We start from the raw sequence: 26817 nt of genomic DNA, 5'->3' as shown, positions 1-26817 counted from the left end.
GTAAATCAATAATCGTTGAAATATGGTTTTGGTGGGCAACAAGTTGCCCACCCTACGACAGCTAATCCCTTCCCGCCAACGGTAGGGTGCGTGCCAAAGCACGCACGGGTTCTTTAACTCACATTGATGCCGTCTGAAAATTGGGAACTGGCCGTTTACGTTGTCATACTTTTAAAGTGAATTCACTATATATCGAAACCGCCGTTTCCCGATGATTGGAAACGGCGGTTTTGCCGTGGAATGGCAGAACAAGATTAATTTCTTGCCGTCAATACCGGTAGTTTTTTCACGGCAACCATTATCATAAATACCATTACCAGCAAGCCGCCGAAGCCGAGAATCGGGTAGATTCTACCGATCAGGTCGGAAAAACCGAAGCGGCTCAATACCACGCCGACGGCGGACATGATAATCATCACCCAAACCTGATTGAGGCGGGCGAACATTTTGGTTTCGTGTACCCGCAGGATTGTGCCGTAAAAGCAGCTGATGGCGGTGGAATACAGACCGAATACCAAAATGGCGGCATACACATAGCCCAAGCCGGAGAAAATCTGTTCGGCAAGCGTTACCATCGGATAGGCTTGGTTGCCGACTGCGCCTTGGTTCAGCAGCAGGGCGGTGAAGATGGTGGCGCTGCCGGCAAACAGACCCAGTGCGCCCCAGAATACGCCTTTTTGCAGGGTTTGGCGGCTTTGTGCGGCTGCGCCCAACGGCACCAATACGGCAATGGCCAGTTGGAAGTTGAAGGCAACATACAGAATGCCGTTGGGAATCCAATGCACCAAAAACGGCGAAGTGATGATTTCAGACGGCTTGTCTGCACCCGCAATCGGGTTGAATGTGAAAAACAGACCGACCAACACGCAACCGGCAATCAGGGCGGGAACCATCAGTTCCTGAATCCGCACCAAGCCGTTCATGCCCCACAACAGATTCAATACCACCAACACGCCGATACCGATTGAGCCGTAAATCGCGGGCAGGCCGAAGAGGTTGGCGAGCAGGCCGCCGGCACCGGCAATCATAATCACAAATGTGCCGAACAGGGTTACGGTAATCATCAAATCGCAGTAGCGGCGCGGCCACGGGCTGTCGGAAGGACTGATGGCGTGGGAATATTCTTCGGTTTTCAGATAATAGCCCAGTTGCAGCGAGATTTTGCCGAACCAGTAAAAGCCGGCCGTGGCAACCAAAATCGCACCCAAGCCCCACCAGCCCTGCGAAACGAAATATTGCAGGATTTCATTGCCGGAAGCGAAGCCTGCACCGATGATGGTGCCGATAAATGTGGAAGCGATGCCGAAAGCGGATACGCCGTTTTGTTGGGAATTGCTCATCATAATTTCCTTTGTTTGTTTTTATTGACACCGGCAGCAGCCGGTAGGCGGTGTTTTAGCAAAATCGGCGGAGGAAAGAAAGAGTGTTTGTAGTCGGATGTAGTCAAAATCTACAAATAACAACAAAATGTTATTTATATATAAATCAGTGGCACAAAATATTGTTAAAAGTGCATTAATCATCGAGAAATGATGGTTTGATTCAGTTTGAATAAAAATCATCGAAAATAGCCAAATCCACAAACAGGCCGTCTGAAAACCGTAGGTTTCGCTAAAACGAGCAAAGCGAGTTTCTGCGAAGCTAAAATAAACGGAATGAAAAACAAGATGCAGCCGCATTGCTTTAATTTTCCCAATCTACCACCATATAGCGGCTTATTGCCCGTTTTTATGGCGGGTTCGCTTCAAAATACTACAGCGTTGGCTCGCCCGGCTCAAAGAGAACGGTTTTTGTAACCGGATTAAAAAACAATCCGGACAAAACCTGTCCCGTACTACCTGTACTGTCTGCGGCTCGCCGCCTTGTCCTCTTTTGAATTGAACCCACTATGGCTTTGCTGGAATTCGCTCTGCTGATTTTAGCTTCGCAGAAACTCGCTTTGCTCGTTTTAGCGAAACCTACGGTTTTAGCTTCGCAGAAACTCGCTTTGCTCGTTTTCAGACGGCCTGCACAGATTATCGATTAAGGAAAACAAGATGAACGACAACGTTTTATTACAACTCGGCGACGAACCGGCGTTTGACCGCATTCAGACCGAACACATCAAACCGGCGCTGCAAAGCGCCATGCAGCAGGCCCGTGAAGCAGTGGCGGCGGTGAAAGCGCAGCCGCAAACCACTTGGCTGAATACGGTCGAACGCCTGACCGACATTACCGAACGTGTCGGTCGCATTTGGGGCGTGGTTGCCCATTTGAATTCGGTGGTGGATACGCCGCAGCTGCGGGCGGTGTACAACGAACTGATGCCCGAAGTAACCGTATTTTTCAGCGAAATATCGCAAGATATTGAATTATACGAACGTTTTAAAGCGATTAAGGCTTCCGATGCTTTTGCCGGACTGACAGCCGCACAGCAAACCAAGTTAAACCACGATTTGCGTGATTTCGTGTTGAGCGGTGCCGAGTTGCCGCCCGAACAGCAGGCGAAATTGGCGGCGTTGCAAACCGAAAGCGCCCAACTTTCGGCGCAGTTTTCGCAAAACGTATTGGACGCAACCGACGCATTCGCCCTGTATTTCGACGATGCCGCCGAATTGGCGGGCATTCAGGAAGATGCGCTGGCGATGTTTGCCGCCGCCGCTCAAGCCGAAGGTAAAAACGGTTACAAAATCGGCCTGCAAATGCCGCATTATCTGGCGGTTATGCAGTATGCCGACAACCGTGCGCTGCGGGAACAGATGTACCGTGCCTACGTTACCCGTGCCAGTGAATTGAGTAACGAAGGCAAATTCGACAATACCGCCAATATCGACCGTTGTCTGGAAATCGGGCTGGAAACGGCGCACCTGCTCGGTTTCGACAACTACGCCGAATTGTCGCTGGCCACCAAAATGGCCGACACGCCCGAACAGGTTTTGGCGTTTCTACGCAATTTGGCGGCACAGGCCAAACCGTTTGCCGAACAGGATTTCGCCGAAGTCAAAGCCTTTGCCACCGATACTTTGGGCATTGCCGATTTCCAATCGTGGGATTTGGCATACGCCGGCGAAAAACTGCGCCAAGCCAAATATTCCTTCAGCGAAACCGAAGTGAAAAAATATTTTCCGGCCGGTAAAGTGCTGGCGGGTCTGTTTGCCCAAATCAACCGTTTATACGGTGTAAACTTTATCGAAAAAACCGTACCGGTTTGGCATAAAGACGTGCGTTATTTTGAATTGGAAAACGGCGGCGCCATCATCGGCGGCGTGTATCTCGATTTATACGCCCGCGAAGGCAAACGGGGCGGCGCATGGATGAATGACTACAAAGGCCGCCGCCGCTTTGCCGACGGCGAAAAAGCCGGACAGCTGCAAATCCCGACCGCCTATTTGGTGTGCAACTTCACCCCGCCGCTGGCCGGAAAAGAAGCCCGCCTGAGCCACGACGAAATCCTGACCCTGTTCCACGAAATGGGCCACGGCCTGCACCACTTGCTGACGCAGGAAGAAGAATTGGGCGTCAGCGGTATCAACGGTGTGGAATGGGACGCAGTCGAATTACCAAGCCAGTTTATGGAAAACTTCGTTTGGGAATACGGTGTTTTGGCGGAAATGTCCGCCCACGAAGAAACCGGCGCAGCCTTGCCGGAAGCCTTGTTCGACAAAATGGTTGCCGCCAAAAACTTCCAACGGGGCATGTTTATGGTGCGCCAAATGGAATTTGCCCTGTTCGACATGCTGATTTACAGCGAAAGCGACCAAGGCCGTCTGAAAAACTGGGCGGCGGTGTTGGATACTGTCCGGCAGGAAGTCGCCGTCAGCATTCCGCCGGCCTACAACCGCTTTGCCAACAGCTTCGGCCACATCTTCGCCGGCGGCTATTCCGCAGGCTATTACAGTTACGCTTGGGCCGAAGTGTTGAGCGCCGATGCTTACGCCGCCTTTGAAGAAAGCGGTGATGTCAGAGCCACCGGCAAACGCTTCTGGCGGGAAATCCTCGCCGTCGGCGGCGGCCGCAGCGCAGCCGAATCGTTCAAAGCCTTCCGCGGCAGAGAACCGCAAATCGATGCCCTGCTGCGCCACAGCGGTTTTGATGTCGATGCGGCTTGATTGAAGTTTGATTGAGCCGTGATAAAGGCTGTCTGAACACTGTTCCACGCTTCAGACGGCCTTTTTTACCCACCATCGACCTTGCTGTTACGGCATAATACACCTTAACCTTACGCTTCCGAGCCGCACACGCCATGAGCCTACACCCACCTTCGCCCACGCTTTACCGCAACGCCACTTACCTGATGGTGGCGGCCGGTTTATGGGGCATTTTATATTTCCGTTTGCTGCCGCTGTTGTTTGCAGTGATTCTGACTTATGTGTTCATCACCAAAACCAACGGCATGATTTTGCTGTTGCGCCGCCGTCTGCTGTCGCGCAATACGCTGCTCGACCGTTCGTTGAGCGTGCAAAACATCAACCTGCTGTCCACCACACTGACCATCGGTATTGTGTCGCTGATTTTGTTTTTGCTGTCACTGGGAATTTATCATTTGATACACGGCGGCAATGTGTCGGTGATGATGAATAAGCTGGCTGCCATTTTGTCCGATACCAAAAGCAGTAATAATTTGCCCGGGTTTGTGCTGAACCTGCTGCCCGATAATTTGGAACAAATCAAGCAATACGGCATTCGGCTGATCGAAGAATACAGCACCGCGCTGACCCGCATCAGTACCAACAGCATCACGTCTTTCGTACATATTCTTTTGGGCATCGTTATCGGTGTCATGTTGAGTTACCACCGCTTGCGCATGCGCCGCCAACGCCGCAGTATGCCGGCGTTTAAACGGGAAATGATGCAGCGTATTGTCAATTTCGAGCTGAGTTTCGAACGCGTGTTCATCGCACAGGCAAAAATTTCCTTGGTCGATACTTTCCTTACCGGCCTGTATCTTTATCTGATTCTGCCGCTTTTCGGCATCGAACTGCCGTTTCGGGTGACGGTTTTGATCATTGCCTTTATCGTCGGGCTGATTCCGGTGGCGGGCAATCTGATTTCCAACACCATCATTATTATTTTGAGCTTGGGCATTTCGCTGTATGTCGCCATCGCTTCATTGGTATTTTTGGTGGTGATTCACAAATTGGAATACTTTTTAAACGCCAAAATCATCGGCTCGGAAATCGAAGCCGGCGCGTGGGAATTGCTGGTAGCGATGATTGTGTTCGAACGCATATTCGGCATCGGCGGCATTGTGGTCGCACCGGTTTATTATGCGTATGTGAAAAACGAAATGAAGTGGCAGAAGCTGATTTAGGCTTATCCAAAGGCCGTCTGAAAGTAAAATCAAACGTTCAGACGGCCTTGATATTATCAAGCTACAACCTATTCAGACATATGCCGGCCGCAGCTCAAGCCAAGATTTGGTTTTCCTATAATATTGAATATAAACATATATAAGCAATCGAGAAAAAAGCGATGCCGTATTTGAATAAAGCCTTATGTACAGGAACAGACCAAATAAAAATTATTGCGGATAATGCAACAATAAAAGAACCGTCTGCTATATTCCGTGCAATGAACTCCTGTCTGATAAGATAAGACACGACTAAAAATACCACACAAAAAAAGACTTTTATTCCAATCACTTTATTTTCCATATCGCCGGGCAACACCAGTTACCATTCCTCCTGCCAAAGCGCCATTAAATCCCCATACCACACCTACAGAACCTGCTGTAGCACCAGCAGCGGACCAGCTCCGGCGGACCATGCTAATGTAGTTGGTAAAAACCGACTGCCACTTATTTGTTGATTCATTAAATATCCGGCCGCACCACCAACCGCATCAATGGCAGCCCCAACCGGACCAAAAGCACCTTGTACATGTTTCAGTTCTTGAATAGATAAAACTTCCATAAATATTCTCCTTGGAATTAAAAAATATAAATAGAACCGGTTCAGTATCTACTGACTGAATATATCCGTTAAAATTCATTTGCAAAAAAAAGGGCATGCAAAAAATTTTTAGAATTATCTAGGAAAAAATCATATCAAAAGTAAGCTTACTGCCCTACCGTTTGCGACTGTTTTTCAGACGGCGTTTTTATTTCCATTCCCGCCACTTTACGGCATAATAACCGCTTTACAAATATTAATACTTTCAGACGGCCTGCACCCTTTGCCATGCCGTCCGAATCCCATTCCGGAAAGTTGAATTATGTCTGCAAAACAACCTTCTCTCTTCGGCGGCGCGATGATTATCGCCGGTACGATTATCGGTGCCGGCATGTTTGCCAACCCCACCGCCACCTCGGGCATTTGGTTCACCGGCGCACTGCTGGTGCTGCTCTATACTTGGTTTTCCATGCTCTCCGGCGGCTTGATGATTTTGGAAGTGAACACGCATTACCCGCACGGAGCGAGTTTCGACACGATGGTGAAAGACTTGCTCGGCAAGGGCTGGAATGTGGTGAACGGCTTGGCGGTCGCTTTTGTGCTGTATCTGCTGACCTATGCCTATATTTTTGTCGGCGGCGATTTGACCGCCCAAGGTTTGGGCAGCCTGACCGGCAGCGAAGTGGCGTTGCCTGTCGGCCAATTGGTATTTTTCGGCGTACTGGCATTTTGCGTATGGGCTTCCACCCGCTTGGTTGACCGCCTTACCACCGCCTTAATCGGCGGCATGGTCATTACCTTTTTCTGGGCAACCGGCGGCCTGATTTCCACGGTCAAACTGCCGGTATTGTTCGACACCCAAGCCGCGCCGCACACCGACTATTGGATTTATGTGGCCGCCGCTTTGCCGGTGTGTTTGGCATCATTCGGTTTTCACGGCAATGTATCCAGCCTGCTGAAATACTTCAACGGCGATGCGCCAAAAGTGGCCAAAGCCTTAAAAATCGGTACGCTGATTGCCTTGGCGATTTATGTGTTGTGGCAGTTGGCGATTCAGGGCAACCTGCCGCGCAACGAATTTGCTCCCGTGATTGCGGCGGAAGGCCAAGTGTCGGTTTTGATTGAAACCTTATCCAAATTCGTGCCGACCGACAACATGGGGAAAGTGTTGTCGTTCTTTGCCTACATGGCGATTGCCAGCTCGTTTCTGGGCGTGACTCTGGGCTTGTTCGACTACATCGCCGACATTTTCAAATGGAAAGAATCCGCCGCCGACCGCAGCAAAACCGCTGCCGTCACCTTCCTGCCGCCGCTGATTTGCTGTTTGCTGTTCCCCACCGGTTTTGTGACCGCCATCGGCTACGTCGGCTTGGCCGCAACGGTGTGGACCGCATTAACCCCCGCTATGCTGCTTTACAAATCGCGCCAAAAATTCGGTTTCGGCAAAGGCTACCGCCTCAGCGGCGGCGTGTGGCTGATGGTGTGGGTATTTGCCTTCGGCCTCATCAACATTGCCGCACAAATTTTAAGCCAAATGGACATTGTGCCTGTGTTTAAAGGCTGATTATCAGGCCGTCTGAAAGGCGGCCTTTTCTTTTATCTTATGAAACCATAACACCATGCCCAAAATTTTCCACACCGTCATTATCGGCGCCGGCGCAGCCGGTATGTTGGCCGCCGCACGTATCGGCCAGGCCGGACACCGCGTTGCGCTGATTGACCATGCTGCCAAAATCGGGGAAAAAATCCGCATTTCCGGCGGAGGCCGCTGCAACTTCACCAACCGCCACCTCAACGGCCACGACGGTTCGGCCTATTATGTGTCGCAGCAGCCGCGCTTTGTGCGTCATGCCTTGGCGCAGTTTCATGCCGCCGATTTTATTACCTTAGTAGAAAAACACGGCATTGCCTATCATGAAAAACACAAAGGCCAGCTTTTTTGTAACGGCAGCGCGCAGGAAATCATCACCATGCTGCAAAACGAGTGCGAACAAGGCAAAGTAGCATGGCACACGGCTTGCACGGTAGACGCCGTCAACCTGATTCAAACGGCCTCTGCCGATGATTCACCGCGTTTCCAACTAGGCACCGCCCATGGCGAATTTCAGGCGCGCAATCTGATTGTCGCTACCGGCGGCTTGGCAGTGCCGGCGATTGGCGCATCGCCATTTGGCTATGAATTAGCCAAACAATTCGGCCACAGCATCGTGCCGCCCGAAGCGGCGTTGGTGCCGCTGCGTTTCGAGCATTGGGCGGAACACGGCTACGATCAGCTTTCCGGCATTGCCCTGCCGGTGCGCATCAGCGTGGGCAGCGGCAAAGCGCGCGTGTCGTTCGATGAAGATTTACTGTTCCGCCACAAAGGCTTGAGCGGTCCGGCGATTTTGCAGATTTCCAGCTATTGGCACAGCGGCCAAACCGTCACCATCAACCTTGTGCCCGATACCGACCTTGCCGCTGCATTGTGCGCCGGAAAAAACGGCCAAAAAATCCAGCTCAACACTGCCTTAAAATCACTCTGCCCGACCCTGCCCGAACGTCTGCTGGAAACATGGCTTGGCCGCGCCGGGTTCGCCCCGTATGCCGCGCACAAATGGGCGGATGTGTCCAATGCCGTCTTAACCCGACTCGGTCAAAGCCTGAACCGATGGACACTTCTACCCAGCGGTTCAGACGGCCACAAAAAAGCCGAAGCCACGCGCGGCGGCGTGAACGTGAAAGAAATCGATCCGAAAACCATGCAAAGCAAATTACAGCCCGGCCTGTATTTCATCGGCGAAGTGATGGACATCACCGGCCGGCTCGGCGGCTACAATTTCCAATGGGCATGGTCGTCGGCCGTGTGTGCGGCGCAAGCCGTCTGCCGCGAATCGGCGTAAGCACCAACCGCGTTCAGACGGCCTGAACTTGCATATTATCGGTGCGAAGCCGGGCGGATTACTGGTAAAATAGGCCGTCTGAAACCTTGTTCAGACGGCCTCCATACACGAAAGCCCACCATGTACGATCACTTTCAATTCCATACCGCGGAAGACTACCCCGCCGATTTATCGCCCGGCCATGCCGCCACCCACATGGGCATGTATTTCCAATGGGCGGCCGGTCAAGGGCTGGTGAATCCCGTGTGGCAGACCGCGCCGGAAACCGCCGCCGATTTCGCCGCCATGTTAAACGGCACATTCAGCGGTGCGGCATTTGTGCGCAACCATTTGGGCAGCGTGCTCACACCCGAAGATTTTACCGAGCAGGGCCGGCGCTTTACCGAATTTTATTACGATGATGAAGACGAAGGCTACGGTGCCTTTATGGAAGACTACGTCACCACGCTCGATACACCGCAACTGCCGAGCTTCTACCATGTGGCCGATACGCCGGAAAACTACGCCCTGCTCGCACCTGTTTTTCAGACGGCCTTTGAGCGCTGGAAGCATTCTTTAAAATAATCTGACACGGCCATGTTGAAACAGGCCGTCTGAAAGGCACACTATGCCCACCCACAACAAACTCATTATCCTCGACCGCGACGGCGTGATTAACCAAGACCGCGACGACTTCGTCAAATCCGTTGACGAATGGATTCCGATTGACGGCAGCATGGACGCGATTGCCTTCCTCACCGAAGCAGGCTACACCGTCGCCGTAGCGACCAACCAATCGGGCATTGGCCGCAAATATTTCACCCTGCAAGACCTTACCGAAATGCATGCCAAAATGCATCGTCTGGCGGTACAAGCCGGCGGCGTGATTGACGGCATTTGGTTCTGCCCGCACTTGCCCGACGACAACTGCAACTGCCGCAAACCCAAACCCGGCATGATTCAAGACATTTTAGACCGCTTCCAAGCCCAAGCCGCCGACACTTGGCTGGTGGGCGACAGCCTGCGCGATTTACAGGCCATCGATGCCGTCGGAGGAAAACCGGCCTTGGTATTGACCGGCAAAGGCAAAAAAACCTTGCAGGAAAAGGAAGGAGAATTGCCGGAAAACACACAAATCTTCGACAACCTGCTGGCTTTTGCACAATACATCATGCAAGAAGAATTGAAACAAGACGACGCTTAATGCCGTCTGAAACGAAAGCGCACATTATTTATGCTGTTGATTAAAAACCTGATTTACTGGCTGATTTTATGCGTCAGCCTGATTGTACTGTTTCCCTTTATGCTGCTGGCCGCACCCTTTCCCGGCGGCGCACACAAAATGGCACAAGTTTGGGTGTCGATTTTAAATTGGTCGCTGAAAAACATCATCGGCCTGAAATACCGCTTAATCGGCTCGGAAAACATCCCGTCCGAGCCGTCAATTATTTGTTCCAAACACCAAAGCGGCTGGGAAACCTTGGCGTTGCAGGAAATTTTTCCGCCGCAGGTTTATGTCGCCAAACGCGAGCTGTTTAAAATCCCGTTTTTCGGCTGGGGTTTGAAGCTGGTGAAAACCATCGGCATCGACCGCAGCAACCGCCGCGAAGCCAACGACCAATTGATGAAACAGGGCTTGGCGCGCAAAAACGAAGGCTATTGGATTTCCATCTTCCCCGAAGGCACGCGCCTACCGCCCGGAACCCGCGGCAAATACAAGCTCGGCGGTGCGCGCATGGCAAAAATGTTTGAGATGGACATTGTGCCCATCGCACTCAACAGCGGCGAATTCTGGCCGAAAGATTCGTTTATGAAATATCCGGGCGAAATCACCGTCGTCATCGGCAAACCGATTGCACACGACAGCGGCAGCGAAGCCGAATTGATGGCCGAATGCGAAAACTGGATTGAAGCGCATCAAGCCGAAATCACCGGCCAAGGTCCGTTTGCACCGAAAAAGGCCGTCTGAAACATGCCGCGCTTCACCCACACGCTTTCAGACGGCCTTGAAATCCACATCGATTTGAAACGCAGCGCCAAGAAAAACCTGATTTTGCGCCCCATCGACGGCCAAACGGTCAGCATCAATATTCCGCCGTTTCTCAGCACCGCGCGTTTGCAGCAATGGCTGTCGGAAAACGAACCTTTATTGCATCAAACCTTAGCCAAAACACCCACCCGCCCGCTTGCCAACCTTTCGGAAAAACCGGCATGGATTTGGTATCAAGGCGTTCAGACGGTCTTAACCGACGCGCCGCAAGCCACCATCACATTGAGGCCGTCTGAAATTTATCTGCCGGAAAAAAGCTGGCCGCAGCAGCAAACCTATTTGCGCCGCTTCCTTTATGAACGCGCCGCCGAATATTTGTTGCCGCGTTTGGCCCGCCACGCCGCTGCCATGAATATGCACCCCGCCGCCACCGCCTTGAGCAATGCCAAAACCTTCTGGGGGGTGTGCCGCCACCGAACCGGCATCCGCTTAAATTGGCGGCTGATCGGCGCACCGGAATTTGTGGCTGATTATGTGTGCGTTCACGAACTCTGCCACCTGCCCCACCCCGACCACAGCGCCAAATTCTGGGCATTGGTCAACCGCCACACGCCGCACACCGCTGCCGCCAAAGCCTGGCTGAAAGCACATGGCCACGAATTGTTTGTATCGGGCTGAATCATACGGTACATCAGCCTTATCTTTCAGACGGCCTATTTCCTTTGTGCTGTACCGTCCGAATCCCACACGAAAGGATGAATATGCGTTTTCCTGCCGAACTTGCCGCCTTGTCTTTGCTCATGCTTGCCGCTACCGCCCAAGCTGCCGAACCGCAAAGCGAACTGCAAACCGTGGCTAAAGTCGATATTCCCCGCTGCATGGGCACATGGTACGAACAAGTCCGCCTGCCGATGCGTTTTCAAGACGATTGCGTGTCGGATGTCAAAACCCAATACCGTTTGACCGACAAGCAAGTGGTGAAAATCACCAATTCCTGCCGCAAAAAAGACGGCAGCATGATGAGCGCGGATGCAGAAGTAAAAAAGTAGATAAAAGCGGCAGCAAATTGCGTATTTCATTCTTACCCAAGGCCGTCAACCGGGTGCCTATTGCCCGCTCTTCTTACTGGGTTTTGCGCTTAGACGACAATTACCAAACCGCTTTGGTCGGCACGCCCAACCGTAAATACCTATGGGTATTGTCACGCACACCGAAGCCGGATGAAGCCGCCTTGCAAAGCTACATCGAAACCGCCAAGCAACAAGGCTATGATGTTTCTAAACTGGTGCGCAGTGTACAATAAAAATTGATTCATGATAAACAAGGCCGTCTGAATTTCAGACGGCCTTTGTTTTATATAGTCAATCCCACAAATTTAAATAACACTCCTAAACAACTCATCCACAGACACCACCCCAAGTTTTCTCCGTCTCGCCTTTAACCAAGCCCATTTCTTTTCGATGGGATTCAGGTCGGGGCTGTAAGGCGGCATCCATAGGACGGTATGCCCCTTTTCCTTCAGCAAGGCTTCTGCCTTACCCTTATGAAACGCCGCATTGTCCATCACCACAACACTCTCGGGCGGCAGTTGCGGGATCAGTAACCGTTCTACCCAAGTGTCGAATATCCTGCTGTTGATGGAACAGTCAAACAAACCGACCGCAAACAGTTGATTATCATACAGCGCACCGATGGCATTAGTCTGATTACGTCCCTGCCAGTCATGGGTATCAATACACCGTCTGCCTTTTGGGGCATAACCGTAAGGACGGTGGACGGAAGCTCTGAATCCGCTTTCGTCCAGCCAAACAATCGGACGCTCTTTCAGTTGGAAACGGTGTCTGAGTCTGATAAAGCGTTTTCTGAGCCGAACATCTGCTTTGGGGTGTTTATTGGTCTTTTTTTCGGCTGATTCCGTATCTTTTCAATGCCTGGTGGATGCCGTTGGTCGAACAGTTGAGCCGTTGTGCCCGTTCGTAGCAATAGGCATCGGGGTATTGTTCGACGTCTCTAAGCAGTGCTTCTTTGGTAATTTTGAGGGGTTTTCTGTCTTTGGGATAGCCTTTGGGAGTGGGATTCTTTTTCCATTTGAACACGGTATCGCTGCCGATGCCGAGCTCTTTGGCTACTTGACGGATGGAGAGGCCTTGGGCGAGTTTGGCTAAGGCCAGTTGGCGGAAGTCTGTTGAATAGGTCATGGGGGAGATTGTAATTTATATTTGGGGGATTGACTATAGTGGATTCACTTTAAAAATAGGACAAGGCGGCGAGCCGAAGATAGTATAGACAATACGGCCGGGCGAACCAACGCCTTACTATTTTATAGTGGATTCACTATACTTCACATTATTTGTTGTCAGGATGTGATACCGTCGGGCTAGACAACGGCAATTCAGGCATAGTGCGCGCTTTTTCCGAAACAGAGCCAGACAAGGTATGCAAGAATGCGACGATGTTGTCCACCTCTTCTTGCGGCAAGTCTTTACCCAATTGCGCCTGACCCATAATTTTCACCGCTTTATCCAATTCCCAAACGCTGCCGTTGTGGAAGTACGGATAAGTTTTGCCTACGTTACGTAAGCCCGGTACGCGGAAGAAGTATCGGTCGGCTTCGTTTTTGGTCACGTCGGCACGGCCTTTGTCTTGGTTCGGGTCTTCAATAAATTTCCAATAAGGGCCCCGTACCAAGCCGAATTTTTGGAACGAGTTACCGCCTAAGCTCACGCCGGCGTGGCAGGCAATACAGCCGTTATCCATAAACGAGCGCACACCTTTGCGTTCTTGCTCATTCAAGGCATTGATGTTGCCTTTCAGGTACTCGTCCCATTTGGTCGGCGTCAGCAAAGTACGTTCAAACGCAGCAATCGCAGTGGTGATGTTTTTGAAGCTGATCGCGCCGTCTTGTGGGAAGGCTGTTTCAAACGCTTTTTGGTATTCCGGAATATTCGCGATTTTGGCGACCACCGCTTCTTCGCTGTCGTTCGCCATTTCCACCGGATTCAGCAACGGACCGCCCGCCTGCTCTTCCACGTCAGCCGCTCGACCATCCCAGAATTGCATGTCTAAAGTTGCCGCGTTCAACACGGTCGGAGAGTTACGGCTGCCGAAGCTGCCTTTGTGACCTTGGCTGGTCGGCATGTTGTCCACACCGGCAGAAGCCAGGTTATGGCAAGAGTTGCAGCTTACCGTATTGCCTTTGGACAAGCGCGGCTCATACCACAATGATTGGCCGAGTTCGACTTGCTCAAGCGTGAAAGGACGCAGCTTTTGCATTTCTTCAGGCGTTGGCAGTGGTTTGAAAATGCCTTGCGCACGTTGCAGCAAATCTTTGTCTTCTTGCGATGCGCTGCTGTTGTCATAAGCTGCTTGAGAAGCCGGTGCAGCAGACTCAGAAGCAGCCGGCGCAGCTACTTGTTCGGCAGGTTTGTCGCCACAAGCAGCCAATGCCGCCGATACTGCAAGAGAAAGGGTGATTTTGCCGAAAGCTTGGTATTTCATGGCGTATTCCTTTATATATTAAAAGGGACGACACTGCTCACCTGAAGCAGCCGACCCCTGTGGTTAGGTTTGATAAAAATCCAACATTTGGTTACTGCTGTTTGTCATTGTTTTGGTTAATTTATGTATAGAGTATAATCAGACCCGGCTTTTGGTTTTTTGCGATAAATCAATTTCGATATCGCCATAGCCAAACCCAATATACCAGATAGCTGAAATTTTATTTTCTTATTCTTTTCTAAGAATTGCCCGTATTTAACTGCAAATCATGGCAAATCACTTGCACCCGATGGCCGATTGTTTTAAAGTTAGGCGCAAATCTTAATTAGGAAGATTTCTATGAAAATTACTGTTATGGGCGCAGGATCTTGGGGCACTGCACTGGCTGTTCACTTTGCACAACACGGCAACGAAGTGGCTCTATGGGCGCGCAATGCCCAACACATCGAAACCTTGCAAAACAACCGTGAAAACAAACATGCTCTGCCGGGTTTCCCATTCCCGGAAAGCCTGACCGCCCATACCGGTTTGACCGAGGCATTAAAAGACTCCGAATTGGTACTGATTGTGACCTCTGTTGCCGGCTTGCGCAGCAGCGCAGAATTATTAAAAGCCAACGGTGCCGCCGATATTCCGGTTTTGGCCGCATGTAAAGGCTTCGAGCAAGACACCGGTTTATTGACTTTCCAAGTATTGAAAGAAGTCTTGCCGGAAAACAAAACCCTTGGCGTATTGTCCGGCCCGAGCTTTGCACAAGAATTGGCGCAACAATTGCCTTGCGCCGTGGTGCTGGCTTCCGAAAACAAAGAATGGATTGAATCGCTGGTCGAACAGTTAAACAACAACGTGATGCGCTTATACGGCAGCACCGATGTAATTGGCGTGGCAGTCGGCGGCGCAGTGAAAAACGTGATGGCGATTGCGACCGGTCTTTCAGACGGCCTTGAATACGGCCTGAATGCCCGCGCCGCTTTAGTGACGCGCGGTTTGGCGGAAATCACCCGTCTGGCTGTTGCCATGGGTGCGCAGCCGAAAACCATGATGGGCTTGGCCGGCATCGGCGACTTAATTCTGACCTGCACCGGCGCCTTATCCCGCAACCGCCGCGTCGGTTTAGGCTTGGCCGAAGGCAAAGAGCTGCATCAAGTGCTTAAAGAAATCGGCCACGTTTCCGAAGGCGTGAGCACCATCGAAGAAGTATTCAACACCGCCTGCAAATACCAAATCGACATGCCGATTACCCAAACCCTGCTGCAACTGATTCGGCAGGAAATGACGCCGCAGCAAGTTGTTGAGCGTTTGATGGAACGCAGCGCACGTTTCGAATAACACGCAAACCCGAAGGCCGTCTGAAACATTTCCCACCTTTCAGACGGCCTTTTCATTGACAGCCGCCAAGCATCTCACTATGCTTACCCCCATTACTTTTTCTTACGAACAATTCCCCATGAACCAAGCCCTTGACCAACTGGAAATCAACGTTTACCAGCTCACCCAAAAGTTTGAAACACTGATTGGCGAAAACCGCCGTTTACACGAAGAAATCAACCGCCTCAAACTCGAACAAGAGCAACAAAAGCGCGAACACGAAACCGCCGTTGACGAATTGAGCGAAGCCTTGCTGGTACAAGTGGGCAAATTGAAAGAAGATTTGCAAACCAAAATCGACAGCCTCACTGCCGAAAAAGACCAATACCGCAGCGCCTTAGAACAAAGCGCCGAAGAAGTGCGCCGTCTGCTCGCCCGCCTGCCGCAAGAAGAATCTTCACATTAAGGACAAAACATGAGCATCGAACAAATCAATCTCGACATCATGAATGTCAACCTGACCATCAACACACCGAGCGAAGAAAAAGACACCCTGATTCAAGCCGTTGAAATGCTGAATAAAAAAAGCAAAGCTATTAAAGAAAACGGCCGCATCGTCGGCACCGACAAAATCGTAGTCATGGCTGCTCTAAATGTTGTACACGACTTATTGAAAGTCAGCCTCAAAGATGATTTGGCAATCGGCGAATTTCAGCGTAAAATGACAGATATGAGTAATGCTTGCCAAAAAGCATTGTCCCGCTTAGAGCAAAATTGATTTTCTTTTCCCTGCAGTGTACGCGAAGGCATATATTCCTTTGAACCAATAAGTTCGCTTCAGGTTGCCAGGAGCAGTAGTGGGCGCGATCGTCTTTTACAGATGAACCCGAAACTACCCGAGGTGACCGCCTTGTCAGACAAGGTTCAAGCGGATTCAGCCGAAACGGCATGTGCGGGGATTCCCCATATAAAGCCATACCCCTGCGGTATGGCTTTCTCATCATCGCATCCAATCGCAGAAAAACAACAAATTTCCATCGAAAAAACTTTTATTGCCGTTTTATTAAAACAATTACTTTCAGACGGCCTCAATACGATTGACAAAAGCCATTAGCAACTTTAAAATCCATAACTTTCTATATCTATCTGGATTTCCACTATGAAAACCTTTTCAGCGAAACCGCATGAGGTGAAGCGCGAATGGTTCGTCATCGACGCTCAAGACAAAGTTTTGGGTCGCGTTGCTGCCGAAGTCGCACACCGTCTGCGTGGCAAACACAAACCTGAATACACCCCTCACGTTGACACTGGTGACTACATCATCGTCATCAATGCAGACAAATTGCGCGTGACCGGTGCTAAATTCGAAGACAAAAAATACTACCGTCACTCAGGCTTCCCGGGCGGTATCTATGAGCGTTCATTCCGTCAAATGCAAGAACAATTCCCAGGCCGCGCTTTGGAACAAGCCGTAAAAGGCATGCTGCCAAAAGGTCCTTTGGGTTACGCCATGATCAAAAAACTGAAAGTGTATGCCGGTGAAGAGCACGGCCATGCTGCACAACAACCTAAAGTTTTAGAATTGAAATAAGGACACGACATGAACGGTAAATACTACTACGGCACAGGCCGCCGCAAAAGTTCAGTGGCTCGTGTATTCCTGACCAAAGGTAACGGTCAAATCACTGTTAACGGCCGCCCTGTTGACGAATTTTTCGCCCGTGAAACCAGCCGCATGGTTGTTCGCCAGCCATTGGTTCTGACTGAAAATGCAGAATCATTCGACATTAAAGTTAATGTTATCGGCGGCGGTGAAACCGGCCAATCCGGCGCCATCCGTCACGGCATTACCCGCGCCCTGATCGACTTTGATGCTGCTTTGAAACCTGCCCTGTCTGCCGCCGGCTTCGTAACCCGCGATGCCCGTGAAGTGGAACGTAAAAAACCGGGTTTGCGCAAAGCACGTCGCGCAAAACAATTCTCAAAACGTTAATTCGTTTTCAGATTTTCTCTCAAAAAAGCCCGCGACTATTGCCGGGCTTTTTTATTACCCTTACCGCCCCAATCGCTGAATATTTCAGATGGCCTTGCCTACCCGTTTCCCCCACTTTTTTATAAAATCCGACTTTAATATTCCAAAATATCTTAATTTTTGAAAAAATATGCAATAAAAAAAGACTTCAACCCATCGTCTCGGTATGATGACACCATCCGCACTACACAAAACAGGCGGCAAGAATATATTTATTTTATTTTTTATTAATGATGAAAGGAATATTATGGGCTGGTTAGGCACAATTTTGGTAGGCTTTATCGTTGGTGTATTGGCTAAATTTTTGCATCCGGGCAACGATAAATTAGGTTTCATCATGACTACGCTTTTGGGTATTGCCGGCGCGGCATTGGCCGGCGTGGTCGGTGAAGCTTTAGGCTGGTACCAAGTCGGCGAAGGCGCAGGCTGGGTTGCCTCCACCGTCTTCGCAATTATTATTTTGGCTATTTACACACGCATCGTGAAAAAATAATGGTTGCCTGATTCCAAAGATAAAACAGGCCGCACATGGCCTGTTTTTCTTGCTATAAAACTTCTTACTATGTCACGCACACTATTCTCTTATCTCAAATATTTTTACAAACCGCACTGATTTTTGCGCTTATCTCTGTCGTTATTGATTGACGGCGCAAACCTAACCGCGCTGTTGCTTTTACCACGTAGAATCTCACGACTTCTAATCAAAACCAAACTTCGCTTAACCTCCTCAGCCAAGACCGTGTTGCGATTGTGTATTTCTGGAAAGGGCATGGTGCGGCATCTTCAAATACACTTCCAACATTGAAAAACTTTACTAAAACAATATTCCGGTTATCAGCATTGCCTTAAAATCGGGTGATGATGCGGCATTAAAACAATCTCTCGGCCCAAACAAATCAGCTATCTTTCCCAACTGTCAACGATTCAGACGGCCTGATTACACAACAATGGAACACGCCCGCCATTGTTTTAATGAAAAACGGCCAAATGCTTCAGGCTACCACCGGCATCAGCAGCTACTGGATCTTGCGCCGGCGATGCTTATCAGTAATCTGATGTATTGATATTTATCCTAAGAAATCCAATTATGTTAAACATAAAATCGACTTGTAAAAATTAAACGGTATTATGTGCCAATCATCGTTATTTTTAAAATAAACAAACTATCTCAGCATTAATACTTAATGATTCTATTGAGATTATTTCTAAAATATACTAATATAGGCCTAAAGAATAGCTCAAAAATCTTATCATTATTATCATCAAAACAAATTAATACCGTATTCAATCAAGGCTCGAGCAGTATACATTTGTTTCAATATGAATTTGTACGACGGCATCCATAACCTTGGCGCAATTCTTTATTACTCTGCCACGCTTCCATGATTTGAACCTTAGTTACAACGGAGAACTTCATCATGCCTAACCAATCTAAACACGCCTCAATTAATATTGCCCTGATTCAAGCGCGAGAAGCCTTGATGACGCAATTCCGCCCGATTTTGAACCAAGCCAACGTAACCGACCAGCAATGGCGTATTATTCGTCTGTTGGCCGAAAACGGCACGTTAGATTTCCAAGATTTAGCCAATAAAGCCTGCATCTTACGCCCCAGCCTGACCGGCATTCTGACCCGCTTGGAAAAAGCCGGCTTGGCCGTGCGTCTGAAACCTTCCAATGACCAGCGCCGCGTTTATCTGAAGCTGACCCAAGAAGGCGAAAAGCTTTATCAAACCATCGGCGCACAAGTAGATGACCGCTATGACGCTATTGAAGCCATTTACACCAAAGAAAAATTGGACGCATTGCAAAAATTACTGGCCGAGCTGTCTGAAATCGAGCAGGCTTTAAAATAAAAAGTTATCACAGAATGACTGACTCGACACACACACTTAAGCAATCATTTCGTGATGCCATGGCTTCTGCAGCAGCAGGCGTGCATGTCATTACGACAGACGGTGCCGCCGGGCGTTACGGCATTACCATGACCGCCGTAACATCAGTAACGGATGAGCCGCCCACCATTATGCTGTGCATCAACCGTGAGGCCGCCATTATCCCGATTCTGCTGCAAAACCGCGATTTATGTATCAACACGCTTTCAAACGGCCAGCAGGATATTGCCGAGCATTTTGCCGGCATGACCAACCTTTCGCCGGAAGAGCGCTTTGAATACCATATTTGGCATCGTGGTCAAACCGGCCAACTTGAAGTAGAAGGTGCTTTGGCTCATCTGCACGGCCAAATTATCGAGCAGCATAAAATCGGCACGCATTATATTTTTTATGTTCGCCTCAACGAAATCAAAGTGGCCGATACCACCTCACCTGCTTTATTGTATTTCCGCAGACAATTCAAATCATTGTCATAGCAAAAGGCCGTCTGAACACAAAATTTCAGACGGCCTTTTCTTATCGATACTTAATTGCGGCGTGCATCCAACAAATAAGACGTTTTACCCGAATCTGCCTGACCTGCTGCTTTTTCAGTACGCAAACGCTTGCCCACCAACACTACGCGACCTTGTTCATTCAACAATTCCAAATGGCGCGAATTGAAGCTGTAGCTGCGTACATTTTGCAATTCATGCGGCAAATGACGTTCTGCCATATTTTCAGCGCATTGACTATCCACTTGAATTTGATTAAACGTCAGCGCATGGTTACCACCCGCACTGTATCGGCCGGATACTTTCATACATTCCGACACAGCGCTGAAGCCATCGTCGCTATTGTTGATGGTAAAAATCGCATTAGGATCATTCGGCGAATAGCCGCCGACATCACTCAAGCGCCAAGCACCATAAATATTCGGTACTTTATCCAAAGGATTCGCCACCGGAATAACCACTGGGAAACAGGCTGATAACAACAAAGGTAAGAGGAGTGCAGTTTTCTTCATCTTTATTCTTTCTGAATGGTTTAAAATCACGCAGACCCCATAATCATCATTTCTTTTTTTATGCGGATACTATAACGAATGATAAAAAGGCCATCTGAAATTTATGCCTATCGGAAGTTAAACTCGATAAACTGCATGAAGCATTCATGCCACTAACTTGTCGAAGCGTGCTATCGACTATACAATTTCAAATATTTCACAAATTTTGGACACACACATGAAAGCAATGATTCTGGCTGCCGGACGCGGCGAACGCATGCGCCCTCTGACCGATACCTGTCCTAAACCGCTGTTAAAGGTCGGCAAAGAGCCGCTTATCGGCTGGCATCTACGCCGTCTGAAACAAGCAGGAATCACGGAAATTGTTATCAATTATGCATGGTTAGGCGAACAGATCGAACAAAGTTTAGGTAACGGCACACAATACGGCGTCAGCATTACCTACTCACCGGAATTATCCGGCGGCTTAGAAACCGCGGGTGGCATTGCCACCGCTTTACCTTTATTGGGCAATGAACCGTTTTTAGTCATTAATGGTGACGTGTTAATCGATATTGATTTTCAAACAGCTTTTTCTGCGGCTCAAAAATTGACTCAAAAGCAGCTGCTGGCGCATTTATGGCTAGTCAACAATCCGGCACACAATCTAAGCGGCGACTTTGGCCTGCTTTCAGACGGCCTGATTACCTCCAACCCTTATCACGGTCAAGGCCTAACCTTCAGCGGCATAGGCGTTTATCACCCGGATTTGTTTCAACACACTCCTGCCCATCAAACTGCCAAATTGGCACCGCTTTTGCGTTCGGCAATGGATAAGCAGCAAATCAGCGGCCAAAAACATAACGGGCTCTGGCTGGATGTCGGCACTATCGAACGATTGGAAGAAGCCAACCGCTTGGCTGAAAACTGGGCGTAAATCCTGTTTCATCCGATAAATCCAACAACCTACTAAGGCCGTCTGAAATATAAAGTTTGACCTGCACCTCAAAAGTCGGACTAAACCCCCAACAGACTAAGGCGCAGATTCTTACGACCAAATATAGTGAATCCACTTTAAAAAGCCGGACGGGTTGGTACGGCCGGAAGGAGCGGACGGCGGCGGTCATTCAAACGTTGGGACGGACCATCCCTTGGACATACTGCTTTCGCTTACCGACTTTCCCCGCTGTGTCTCTTTCTATCACCTAAAACCGAAAAAGGACAAAGACAGCCGTCTGAAAATGCAAATCATGGAGATAAAACGTGATAATCCGGGTTATGGCTGGCCGGAGGGGCATAACGTTGGTGAGCGGCGTAAAACCATAAGCGGGAGCAACGTTTGATACGGAGAGGTACTTAAGAAAGCGAGAAGCTGCCGCTCTTATTGCGGCAAAGCGGGGAGAATAGTGCCAAACCTGTTAAAACGGGATTTTACCGCCGGCAAACCAAACGAAATATGGCTGGCCGATATTACCGAAATCAAAGCAAAAGATGGAAACAGGCTCTGTATCTCGCCGATACCGGACTGCTTTAATTCAGAAATCTTCAGCGTAACATTGAGCCGTCACCCAAACCGGAAACAGGTTGAAACGACGCTGCGGCAATCGGTCGAAAAGTTGCTGGAAAATGCAACGCCGATACTGCATTCCGACCAAGGTTGGCAATACCAAATGCGGGCATATTATCTGATTTTACAAAAGAATAGCATTTTGCAAAGTATGGTCGAGAAAGGGAAATTGTTTGGATAATGCCAAGATGGAAAGTTTCTTCGGACGGCTGAAAACGGAATGTATTTACGGCAGACGGTTTGAAACGGTGGTCGACATGGGGAAAGCAGTGTCGGATTATATCCGTTATTACAATAAAGACAGGGTTCGATTAAAATTAAAAGGATTGAGCCCGATACAATATCGAACTCAATCCTTGTGATCAGCAGTCTAACTTTTTGGGGGCAGTTCAATTGAAGCAGACTTTTTAATGATTCATTCAATCAATTATCAGAAGAATTTTGACGGCGCAAAATAGCCGGAATTTCAAAATCATCTAAAACCGATTGATTACCGAAATCGGCAGCAGTCAGGTTCATACTGCGCGTGCCACGGCCTGATCGGACCAAACCATCGATATTGTGTGATTGCTGCGCCTGTTGCGGTGCATATTCTTCACGATCGCCCAAGCTTTGCTGTACGCGTGAAGAAGTACGTACCGGTGCAGCCTGTTGATGGCTGTGTTCTTGCAAACCGGTGGCAATGATGGTCACGCGAATCGCATCCTCGCTCATGTTTTCATCTTCGGCGGTACCAAATTTACATTCCGCATCAGGATGCGCATTGCTATTCACGACTTTCATGATTTCGCCGTATTCAGACATTTTCAGGCAGCCCGGTGCAGTGGTCACATTAACCAACACGCCGCGTGCGCCATCCAAAGTTACGCCATCCAACAACGGGCTGGAAATCGCTTGTTCGGTAGCCAAACGTGCACGGTCAATGCCTTGAGCAAAGCCCGAACCCATCATGGCCATACCTTTAATGCCCATGACGTTTTTCACATCGGCAAAGTCAACGTTGATGAAACCAGGATTGGTCACCACTTCGGAAATACCTGCAACGGCGTTACGCAATACATCATCAGCTGCACGGAATGCTTCGCGCATGGTGGCATCTTCACCCAACACAGTGAACAATTTATCATTCGGAATCACAATCAGTGAATCCACTTGGCTTTTCAATTGTTCCAAGCCATTTTGAGCAATGTGGCCGCGTTTGTTGCCTTCAAAATTGCTCGGTCGAGTCACCACTGCAACAGTCAGAATGCCCATCTCTTTGGCAATTTCGGCCACAACAGGTGCCGCACCGGTACCGGTACCGCCACCCATACCGGTGGTGATAAACAACATATTGGCACCACTGATGGCATCCTCAATCGCTTCACGCTCTTCTTGAGCGGCAGCGCGACCAATTTCCGGGTTGGCACCCGCACCCAAACCACGGGTCAGATTAGTACCCAATTGAATGCGTTTGGCCGCATTGTTTTTGCCCAATGACTGGGCATCGGTATTGGCGCTGATGAATTCCACACCTTGAATAGTGTTTTCAATCATGTTGTTGATGGCATTGCAGCCACCGCCACCCAAACCGATAACTTTAATGACCGCAGGGCTTACGGCTGATTCCGCTACGTCGTAAACAAATTCCATTCAATACTCCTCCGCGCCCTGCTGTGAGGACGGTTAAAAATAAATTCTCACTGTATATTATATAAGAAGTATCCGACCACTTGCAAAATACTTCTGACACTGAATCGCCACAGCCTGGGTTTCTTTGCGTTTTTTAAACAAAAAACATACAGTCTGCTTTCAGACGGCCTGACAAATGATACCAACTGAATAGGCCGTCTGAATATCTGCTATGACGATGCTGTCATTTTAACGGATTAAAAATTATCTTTTAAGAATTTTTGGAAGCGCGCCCACAAGCTGAGCTTTTCGCCGCTATCGCCACCAACGTGTACCGCACCGGTTACCGGGCTGCCGTCTTCTTCGCCACGCGCGGCTTGCAACAGGCCGATGGCCGTAGCATAACGCGGATTGCGGATGCGCTCTGATACACCGCCCATTTCTTGCGGTACACCGATACGTGCCGGCAGATTGAAGATTTCTTCCGTCAATTCAACAATGCCGGTCAGCATGGATGCGCCGCCGGTCAATACGATACCGGAAGTCAGTACTTCTTCAGGGAAACCTGAGCGGCGCAATTCGTTTAAGGTTAATTCCAAGATTTCTTCAACACGCGGGCCAATCACGCTGGCCAATACGCGGCGTGAAATTTGGCGCGGCAAACGATCACCCACGCTCGGCACTTCAACCATTTCGTCCAATCCTTCCATGGTCGGAATGGCAACACCGTAATGGATTTTAATGTATTCAGCAGCACTGTGCGGTGTACGCAAAGCCTGTGCCAAATCTTTAGTAATCAAGTCGCCCGCTACCGGAATCACGGCAGTATGGCGGATAGCGCCGTTGGTGTATACCGCAATGTCGGTGGTACCGCCGCCAATATCGATGACACACACGCCCAGATCTTTTTCATCTTCAGTTAATACGGCTTGGCCGCTGGCCAAAGGTTGCAACATGATTTGATCCATCTGCAAATCGCAACGCTGAATGCATTTTTGGATGTTTTGCAAAGCGGTATTGGCACCGGTGATGATGTGCACGCGCGTATCCAAACGTACGCCGCTCATACCGATTGGCTCTTTCACACCCGGCTGGTTGTCGATGATATATTCCTGCACCACGGTGTGCAAAATATTGTGGTCAGGCGGGATATTGATGGCTTTAGCTGTTTCGATGGCGCGATCGATGTCGGCTTGTGTCACTTCGCCATCTTTGATTTTCACTACGCCTTGCGAATTCAGGCTGCGGATGTGGTTACCGGCAATACCCGTGGTGACATGGGAAATTTTGGTATCCGCCATTAATTCGGCTTCGTTCACCGCTTGTTTGATGGCCTGTGCAGTCGCATCGATATTGGTTACCATACCGGCCTTCAAGCCGCGCGACGGCGCTTGGCCCAAACCGACGATATGGATTTCATTGTCTTCTTGCACTTCCCCAATAAGTGCAATCACTTTTGACGTGCCGATGTCCAATGCACTGATGTATTTGCCTTGTTCCATAAATTCCCATTCATTTCGCTAATGTTGTATTTTTTTACTGAGCCTAGTTATTCAGACGGCTCATCCAAAGATTGTTTGTATCGCACCGAAAAACCGTCTTTATAACGCATATCGACATACGACAAACGGTCGCGGTGTTTTTGCAGCAGGCTTGGCCAGATTTCGGCAAAGAACTGCAGACGTTTGATTTCATGCTCGCGCCCTAAGCGCACGGTAATGCCGTTGTCCAACACTACCGACCAAGCCGAACGCGGCGTGTAAATCAGCTCTTTTACTTTCAAATCGCGCGCACCGAGAATGCCGGTAAATTCATTGTAGTGTTTAACCATGTCTCTCCCTGTGCCGGGCTGACCTTCGAAAACCGGCAAATCCTGTTCCAGCATGGCTTGGAACACATTACCTTTGGTATCAACCAAACCTGATTTTTTCCATTGTGCAATGGCAATGCGCTCGGTCAGATGGATTTCAACCGTATCCGGCAGACGGCGGCGCACCAAAGCCGAATCCACCCAAGGCAATTGCTGAAAAGCTTCTTGCGCAGCATTCATGTCGGCGCGAAAAATATTGCCGACTAAATGTTTTTGCGCAATGGTTTGCAGCTCTTTGCCATCAATATGGGCCAGCTTGCCTGCAATGGCAACCTGTTTGATGGGAAAATGATCCGAATGATACACCCATGCCACGCCTGTGCCGATGAGCAACAGTGCCGCCAACACACACAACCATCTTGTTAACCGCCCCAAGGCGCCGGCATCATCCCACATGAGCAGTTTTCAAAATTTCAAGACATAAATCGGCAAAATCCAAGCCGGTTTGCGCGGCGGATTTCGGTACCAAACTGTGACTGGTCATACCCGGCAAGGTATTGATTTCCAACAGATACAGTTTACCATCAGTATCTTTCAAAAAGTCAACGCGCACACAACCTTCCGCGCCAACCGCCTGCGCACCGCGTACTGCCAGCTCGCGCATCAGAGCCTCATCGCTTTCGCTCAAATCAGACGGGCATTGGTAAACGGTATCGTCACGCCGGTATTTTGCTTCCCAGTCGTAAAACTCGGTTTGCGGGATGATGCGAATACTCGGCAAACCGCGGTTGTCCAACACCGGACAGGAATACTCGCCGCCACCGATAAAGCGTTCAGCAATAATCTCACCCTGCAAGTGTTTCAATTCTTCGTAAACATCTTTCAGACGGCCTGCTTCTTTCACTTTTACTACGCCGACACTACTGCCCTCTGCTGCCGGTTTGACAAACATCGGCAAACCCAAGTTTTTTTCGACGGCATCGAAATCACTGTCGTCACGCAATACGGCAAATTCCGGCACAGGCAAGCCCAAAGCCTGCCAAATCAGCTTACAGCGGTATTTATCCATACCAATGGCCGAAGCAGCCACACCGCTGCCGGTGTAAGGTATGTCCATCAGTTCCAACGCGCCTTGAATCGCGCCGTCTTCGCCGTAAGTACCGTGTAAGATATTGAAGGCCGTCTGAAAACCTTGGGTTTTCAGTTCGCCCAAAGGGGTTTCCTTCGGATCGAACGCATGCGCATCAATGCCTTTGCTTTTCAGAGCTGCCAAAATCGCGGTACCGCTGTCTAAGGAAACGTCGCGTTCGGTTGAAAAACCGCCCATCAACACGGCCACTTTGCCAAAATTCTGCATACTGCTTGTCTTTCTAATATTTCAGACGGCCAAACT

At 49.6% G+C, this 26817-nt stretch carries 31 protein-coding genes and 1 other RNA gene; 22 read left to right on the top strand and 10 right to left on the bottom strand.

Translation table 11 applies throughout. The features are described 5' to 3' along the window. Positions 1-254 precede the first annotated feature (254 nt). A complete protein-coding gene (locus tag H4O27_RS01725) occupies positions 255-1343 on the bottom strand; it encodes a YkvI family membrane protein (RefSeq protein WP_193004313.1) in 1089 nt (362 codons plus the stop codon). A gap of 693 nt (positions 1344-2036) precedes the next feature. On the opposite strand from H4O27_RS01725, the gene H4O27_RS01720 reads away from it, so the two are divergent. After that, positions 2037-4088, top strand: a complete 2052-nt coding sequence (locus H4O27_RS01720) for a M3 family metallopeptidase (RefSeq protein WP_165006867.1) — start codon at positions 2037-2039, stop codon at positions 4086-4088. Positions 4089-4222: 134 nt separating this feature from the next. Further along, positions 4223-5290: an AI-2E family transporter gene (locus tag H4O27_RS01715; protein ID WP_165006870.1), complete on the top strand. Its 1068-nt coding sequence runs from the start codon at positions 4223-4225 to the stop codon at positions 5288-5290. A gap of 406 nt (positions 5291-5696) precedes the next feature. On the opposite strand, the gene H4O27_RS01710 is transcribed toward H4O27_RS01715, so the two are convergent. Beyond that, positions 5697-5891, bottom strand: coding sequence for a hypothetical protein (locus tag H4O27_RS01710; protein ID WP_165006873.1), 195 nt, complete (start codon positions 5889-5891; stop codon positions 5697-5699). A 301-nt stretch (positions 5892-6192) separates the two neighbouring features. On the opposite strand from H4O27_RS01710, the gene H4O27_RS01705 reads away from it, so the two are divergent. The 8 genes from H4O27_RS01705 to H4O27_RS13275 all read left to right on the top strand — a co-directional run bounded on the left by H4O27_RS01705 (position 6193) and on the right by H4O27_RS13275 (position 12021). Continuing rightward, entirely contained in the window at positions 6193-7434 is a 1242-nt protein-coding gene (locus H4O27_RS01705; RefSeq protein ID WP_165006875.1) for an aromatic amino acid transporter, read from the top strand. Between the two features lie 55 nt (positions 7435-7489). Continuing rightward, positions 7490-8749, top strand: coding sequence for a BaiN/RdsA family NAD(P)/FAD-dependent oxidoreductase (locus tag H4O27_RS01700; RefSeq protein WP_165006877.1), 1260 nt, complete (start codon positions 7490-7492; stop codon positions 8747-8749). 120 nt (positions 8750-8869) lie between these two features. Next, positions 8870-9313 (top strand): DUF7832 domain-containing protein, encoded by a 444-nt coding sequence (locus tag H4O27_RS01695; protein ID WP_165006880.1) that lies wholly within the window; start codon positions 8870-8872, stop codon positions 9311-9313. Between the two features lie 43 nt (positions 9314-9356). After that, positions 9357-9932, top strand: a complete 576-nt coding sequence (gene gmhB / locus H4O27_RS01690; RefSeq protein WP_165006883.1) for a D-glycero-beta-D-manno-heptose 1,7-bisphosphate 7-phosphatase — start codon at positions 9357-9359, stop codon at positions 9930-9932. 30 nt (positions 9933-9962) lie between these two features. Further along, positions 9963-10697, top strand: coding sequence for a lysophospholipid acyltransferase family protein (locus tag H4O27_RS01685; RefSeq protein ID WP_165006886.1), 735 nt, complete (start codon positions 9963-9965; stop codon positions 10695-10697). Between the two features lie 3 nt (positions 10698-10700). Next, the gene (locus tag H4O27_RS01680) at positions 10701-11396 is read left to right on the top strand and encodes a M48 family metallopeptidase (protein ID WP_165006889.1); all 696 of its coding nucleotides are present in this window, start codon (positions 10701-10703) and stop codon (positions 11394-11396) included. A gap of 83 nt (positions 11397-11479) precedes the next feature. Continuing rightward, positions 11480-11767 (top strand): lipocalin family protein, encoded by a 288-nt coding sequence (locus tag H4O27_RS13280; RefSeq protein ID WP_165006892.1) that lies wholly within the window; start codon positions 11480-11482, stop codon positions 11765-11767. 17 nt (positions 11768-11784) lie between these two features. Continuing rightward, on the top strand, positions 11785-12021 hold the full coding sequence (locus H4O27_RS13275; RefSeq protein WP_165006895.1) for a lipocalin family protein: 237 nt from the start codon (positions 11785-11787) through the stop codon (positions 12019-12021). Between the two features lie 72 nt (positions 12022-12093). Here the strand turns inward: H4O27_RS13275 and H4O27_RS01665 are convergent, their stop codons facing one another. The 3 genes from H4O27_RS01665 to H4O27_RS01655 form a co-directional block, all read right to left on the bottom strand. After that, positions 12094-12570: an IS630 family transposase gene (locus H4O27_RS01665; RefSeq protein WP_226883483.1), complete on the bottom strand. Its 477-nt coding sequence runs from the start codon at positions 12568-12570 to the stop codon at positions 12094-12096. Between the two features lie 37 nt (positions 12571-12607). Next, positions 12608-12916, bottom strand: coding sequence for an IS630 transposase-related protein (locus H4O27_RS01660; RefSeq protein WP_165011108.1), 309 nt, complete (start codon positions 12914-12916; stop codon positions 12608-12610). Between the two features lie 148 nt (positions 12917-13064). After that, the gene (locus H4O27_RS01655) at positions 13065-14216 is read right to left on the bottom strand and encodes a cytochrome-c peroxidase (RefSeq protein ID WP_165008691.1); all 1152 of its coding nucleotides are present in this window, start codon (positions 14214-14216) and stop codon (positions 13065-13067) included. 339 nt (positions 14217-14555) lie between these two features. Here H4O27_RS01655 and H4O27_RS01650 point away from each other — a divergent pair, with 339 nt between their 5' ends. The 9 genes from H4O27_RS01650 to hpaC all read left to right on the top strand — a co-directional run bounded on the left by H4O27_RS01650 (position 14556) and on the right by hpaC (position 19927). Further along, complete coding sequence (locus H4O27_RS01650) at positions 14556-15545, top strand: NAD(P)H-dependent glycerol-3-phosphate dehydrogenase (protein ID WP_165008689.1); 990 nt, start codon at positions 14556-14558, stop codon at positions 15543-15545. A gap of 118 nt (positions 15546-15663) precedes the next feature. Next, on the top strand, positions 15664-15990 hold the full coding sequence (locus H4O27_RS01645) for a hypothetical protein (RefSeq protein WP_165008697.1): 327 nt from the start codon (positions 15664-15666) through the stop codon (positions 15988-15990). Positions 15991-15999: 9 nt separating this feature from the next. Beyond that, positions 16000-16302 (top strand): cell division protein ZapA, encoded by a 303-nt coding sequence (locus H4O27_RS01640; RefSeq protein WP_165008687.1) that lies wholly within the window; start codon positions 16000-16002, stop codon positions 16300-16302. Positions 16303-16307: 5 nt separating this feature from the next. Beyond that, a non-coding RNA gene (gene ssrS / locus H4O27_RS01635) (6S RNA) lies at positions 16308-16487 on the top strand. 196 nt (positions 16488-16683) lie between these two features. Then, a complete protein-coding gene (rplM, locus tag H4O27_RS01630; protein WP_095502821.1) occupies positions 16684-17115 on the top strand; it encodes a 50S ribosomal protein L13 in 432 nt (143 codons plus the stop codon). 9 nt (positions 17116-17124) lie between these two features. Then, a complete protein-coding gene (gene rpsI / locus H4O27_RS01625) occupies positions 17125-17517 on the top strand; it encodes a 30S ribosomal protein S9 (protein WP_095502822.1) in 393 nt (130 codons plus the stop codon). A gap of 286 nt (positions 17518-17803) precedes the next feature. Then, the gene (locus tag H4O27_RS01620; RefSeq protein WP_165008685.1) at positions 17804-18049 is read left to right on the top strand and encodes a GlsB/YeaQ/YmgE family stress response membrane protein; all 246 of its coding nucleotides are present in this window, start codon (positions 17804-17806) and stop codon (positions 18047-18049) included. Between the two features lie 925 nt (positions 18050-18974). Then, complete coding sequence (gene hpaR, locus H4O27_RS01615) at positions 18975-19412, top strand: homoprotocatechuate degradation operon regulator HpaR (RefSeq protein ID WP_095502325.1); 438 nt, start codon at positions 18975-18977, stop codon at positions 19410-19412. 14 nt (positions 19413-19426) lie between these two features. Further along, the gene (gene hpaC / locus H4O27_RS01610; protein WP_165008683.1) at positions 19427-19927 is read left to right on the top strand and encodes a 4-hydroxyphenylacetate 3-monooxygenase, reductase component; all 501 of its coding nucleotides are present in this window, start codon (positions 19427-19429) and stop codon (positions 19925-19927) included. Positions 19928-19977: 50 nt separating this feature from the next. On the opposite strand, the gene H4O27_RS01605 is transcribed toward hpaC, so the two are convergent. Continuing rightward, a complete protein-coding gene (locus H4O27_RS01605) occupies positions 19978-20457 on the bottom strand; it encodes an META domain-containing protein (RefSeq protein WP_165008681.1) in 480 nt (159 codons plus the stop codon). Positions 20458-20674: 217 nt separating this feature from the next. Between H4O27_RS01605 and murU the strand changes: the two genes are divergently transcribed. The 3 genes from murU (at position 20675) to H4O27_RS13525 (ending at position 22365) form a co-directional block, all read left to right on the top strand. Beyond that, positions 20675-21373 carry an N-acetylmuramate alpha-1-phosphate uridylyltransferase MurU gene (murU, locus tag H4O27_RS01600; RefSeq protein WP_165008679.1) on the top strand — a complete coding sequence of 233 codons (699 nt, stop codon included), beginning with the start codon at positions 20675-20677 and terminating at the stop codon, positions 21371-21373. A gap of 469 nt (positions 21374-21842) precedes the next feature. After that, entirely contained in the window at positions 21843-22184 is a 342-nt protein-coding gene (locus H4O27_RS01595) for a DDE-type integrase/transposase/recombinase (protein ID WP_165008677.1), read from the top strand. 7 nt (positions 22185-22191) lie between these two features. Continuing rightward, the gene (locus H4O27_RS13525) at positions 22192-22365 is read left to right on the top strand and encodes an integrase core domain-containing protein (RefSeq protein ID WP_371865577.1); all 174 of its coding nucleotides are present in this window, start codon (positions 22192-22194) and stop codon (positions 22363-22365) included. Between the two features lie 61 nt (positions 22366-22426). On the opposite strand, the gene ftsZ is transcribed toward H4O27_RS13525, so the two are convergent. The 4 genes from ftsZ to H4O27_RS01570 form a co-directional block, all read right to left on the bottom strand. After that, on the bottom strand, positions 22427-23635 hold the full coding sequence (gene ftsZ / locus H4O27_RS01585) for a cell division protein FtsZ (RefSeq protein WP_165008673.1): 1209 nt from the start codon (positions 23633-23635) through the stop codon (positions 22427-22429). A 236-nt stretch (positions 23636-23871) separates the two neighbouring features. After that, the gene (gene ftsA / locus H4O27_RS01580; protein ID WP_165008671.1) at positions 23872-25116 is read right to left on the bottom strand and encodes a cell division protein FtsA; all 1245 of its coding nucleotides are present in this window, start codon (positions 25114-25116) and stop codon (positions 23872-23874) included. A 47-nt stretch (positions 25117-25163) separates the two neighbouring features. After that, positions 25164-25880, bottom strand: a complete 717-nt coding sequence (locus H4O27_RS01575; protein ID WP_165008668.1) for a cell division protein FtsQ/DivIB — start codon at positions 25878-25880, stop codon at positions 25164-25166. Then, entirely contained in the window at positions 25870-26781 is a 912-nt protein-coding gene (locus tag H4O27_RS01570) for a D-alanine--D-alanine ligase (RefSeq protein ID WP_165008666.1), read from the bottom strand. Before H4O27_RS01570 ends, H4O27_RS01575 begins: the two co-directional genes overlap by 11 nt. Positions 26782-26817 lie beyond the last annotated feature (36 nt).

Source organism: Neisseria yangbaofengii (assembly GCF_014898075.1).
Taxonomy (GTDB): domain Bacteria; phylum Pseudomonadota; class Gammaproteobacteria; order Burkholderiales; family Neisseriaceae; genus Neisseria; species Neisseria yangbaofengii.
This window is presented reverse-complemented; position numbering and strand designations above follow the sequence as displayed.

What these genes read in the sequence shown, in the direction of transcription:
- H4O27_RS01725 (WP_193004313.1), bottom strand. Translation starts at nt 1,343, where the DNA reads ATGATGAGCAATTCCCAACAAAACGGCGTATCCGCTTTCGGCATCGCT.
- H4O27_RS01720 (WP_165006867.1), top strand. Translation starts at nt 2,037, where the DNA reads ATGAACGACAACGTTTTATTACAACTCGGCGACGAACCGGCGTTTGAC.
- H4O27_RS01715 (WP_165006870.1), top strand. Translation starts at nt 4,223, where the DNA reads ATGAGCCTACACCCACCTTCGCCCACGCTTTACCGCAACGCCACTTAC.
- H4O27_RS01710 (WP_165006873.1), bottom strand. Translation starts at nt 5,891, where the DNA reads ATGGAAGTTTTATCTATTCAAGAACTGAAACATGTACAAGGTGCTTTT.
- H4O27_RS01705 (WP_165006875.1), top strand. Translation starts at nt 6,193, where the DNA reads ATGTCTGCAAAACAACCTTCTCTCTTCGGCGGCGCGATGATTATCGCC.
- H4O27_RS01700 (WP_165006877.1), top strand. Translation starts at nt 7,490, where the DNA reads ATGCCCAAAATTTTCCACACCGTCATTATCGGCGCCGGCGCAGCCGGT.
- H4O27_RS01695 (WP_165006880.1), top strand. Translation starts at nt 8,870, where the DNA reads ATGTACGATCACTTTCAATTCCATACCGCGGAAGACTACCCCGCCGAT.
- gmhB (WP_165006883.1), top strand. Translation starts at nt 9,357, where the DNA reads ATGCCCACCCACAACAAACTCATTATCCTCGACCGCGACGGCGTGATT.
- H4O27_RS01685 (WP_165006886.1), top strand. Translation starts at nt 9,963, where the DNA reads ATGCTGTTGATTAAAAACCTGATTTACTGGCTGATTTTATGCGTCAGC.
- H4O27_RS01680 (WP_165006889.1), top strand. Translation starts at nt 10,701, where the DNA reads ATGCCGCGCTTCACCCACACGCTTTCAGACGGCCTTGAAATCCACATC.
- H4O27_RS13280 (WP_165006892.1), top strand. Translation starts at nt 11,480, where the DNA reads ATGCGTTTTCCTGCCGAACTTGCCGCCTTGTCTTTGCTCATGCTTGCC.
- H4O27_RS01660 (WP_165011108.1), bottom strand. Translation starts at nt 12,916, where the DNA reads ATGACCTATTCAACAGACTTCCGCCAACTGGCCTTAGCCAAACTCGCC.
- H4O27_RS01655 (WP_165008691.1), bottom strand. Translation starts at nt 14,216, where the DNA reads ATGAAATACCAAGCTTTCGGCAAAATCACCCTTTCTCTTGCAGTATCG.
- H4O27_RS01650 (WP_165008689.1), top strand. Translation starts at nt 14,556, where the DNA reads ATGAAAATTACTGTTATGGGCGCAGGATCTTGGGGCACTGCACTGGCT.
- H4O27_RS01645 (WP_165008697.1), top strand. Translation starts at nt 15,664, where the DNA reads ATGAACCAAGCCCTTGACCAACTGGAAATCAACGTTTACCAGCTCACC.
- H4O27_RS01640 (WP_165008687.1), top strand. Translation starts at nt 16,000, where the DNA reads ATGAGCATCGAACAAATCAATCTCGACATCATGAATGTCAACCTGACC.
- rplM (WP_095502821.1), top strand. Translation starts at nt 16,684, where the DNA reads ATGAAAACCTTTTCAGCGAAACCGCATGAGGTGAAGCGCGAATGGTTC.
- rpsI (WP_095502822.1), top strand. Translation starts at nt 17,125, where the DNA reads ATGAACGGTAAATACTACTACGGCACAGGCCGCCGCAAAAGTTCAGTG.
- H4O27_RS01620 (WP_165008685.1), top strand. Translation starts at nt 17,804, where the DNA reads ATGGGCTGGTTAGGCACAATTTTGGTAGGCTTTATCGTTGGTGTATTG.
- hpaR (WP_095502325.1), top strand. Translation starts at nt 18,975, where the DNA reads ATGCCTAACCAATCTAAACACGCCTCAATTAATATTGCCCTGATTCAA.
- hpaC (WP_165008683.1), top strand. Translation starts at nt 19,427, where the DNA reads ATGACTGACTCGACACACACACTTAAGCAATCATTTCGTGATGCCATG.
- H4O27_RS01605 (WP_165008681.1), bottom strand. Translation starts at nt 20,457, where the DNA reads ATGAAGAAAACTGCACTCCTCTTACCTTTGTTGTTATCAGCCTGTTTC.
- murU (WP_165008679.1), top strand. Translation starts at nt 20,675, where the DNA reads ATGAAAGCAATGATTCTGGCTGCCGGACGCGGCGAACGCATGCGCCCT.
- H4O27_RS13525 (WP_371865577.1), top strand. Translation starts at nt 22,192, where the DNA reads ATGGAAAGTTTCTTCGGACGGCTGAAAACGGAATGTATTTACGGCAGA.
- ftsZ (WP_165008673.1), bottom strand. Translation starts at nt 23,635, where the DNA reads ATGGAATTTGTTTACGACGTAGCGGAATCAGCCGTAAGCCCTGCGGTC.
- ftsA (WP_165008671.1), bottom strand. Translation starts at nt 25,116, where the DNA reads ATGGAACAAGGCAAATACATCAGTGCATTGGACATCGGCACGTCAAAA.
- H4O27_RS01575 (WP_165008668.1), bottom strand. Translation starts at nt 25,880, where the DNA reads ATGTGGGATGATGCCGGCGCCTTGGGGCGGTTAACAAGATGGTTGTGT.
- H4O27_RS01570 (WP_165008666.1), bottom strand. Translation starts at nt 26,781, where the DNA reads ATGCAGAATTTTGGCAAAGTGGCCGTGTTGATGGGCGGTTTTTCAACC.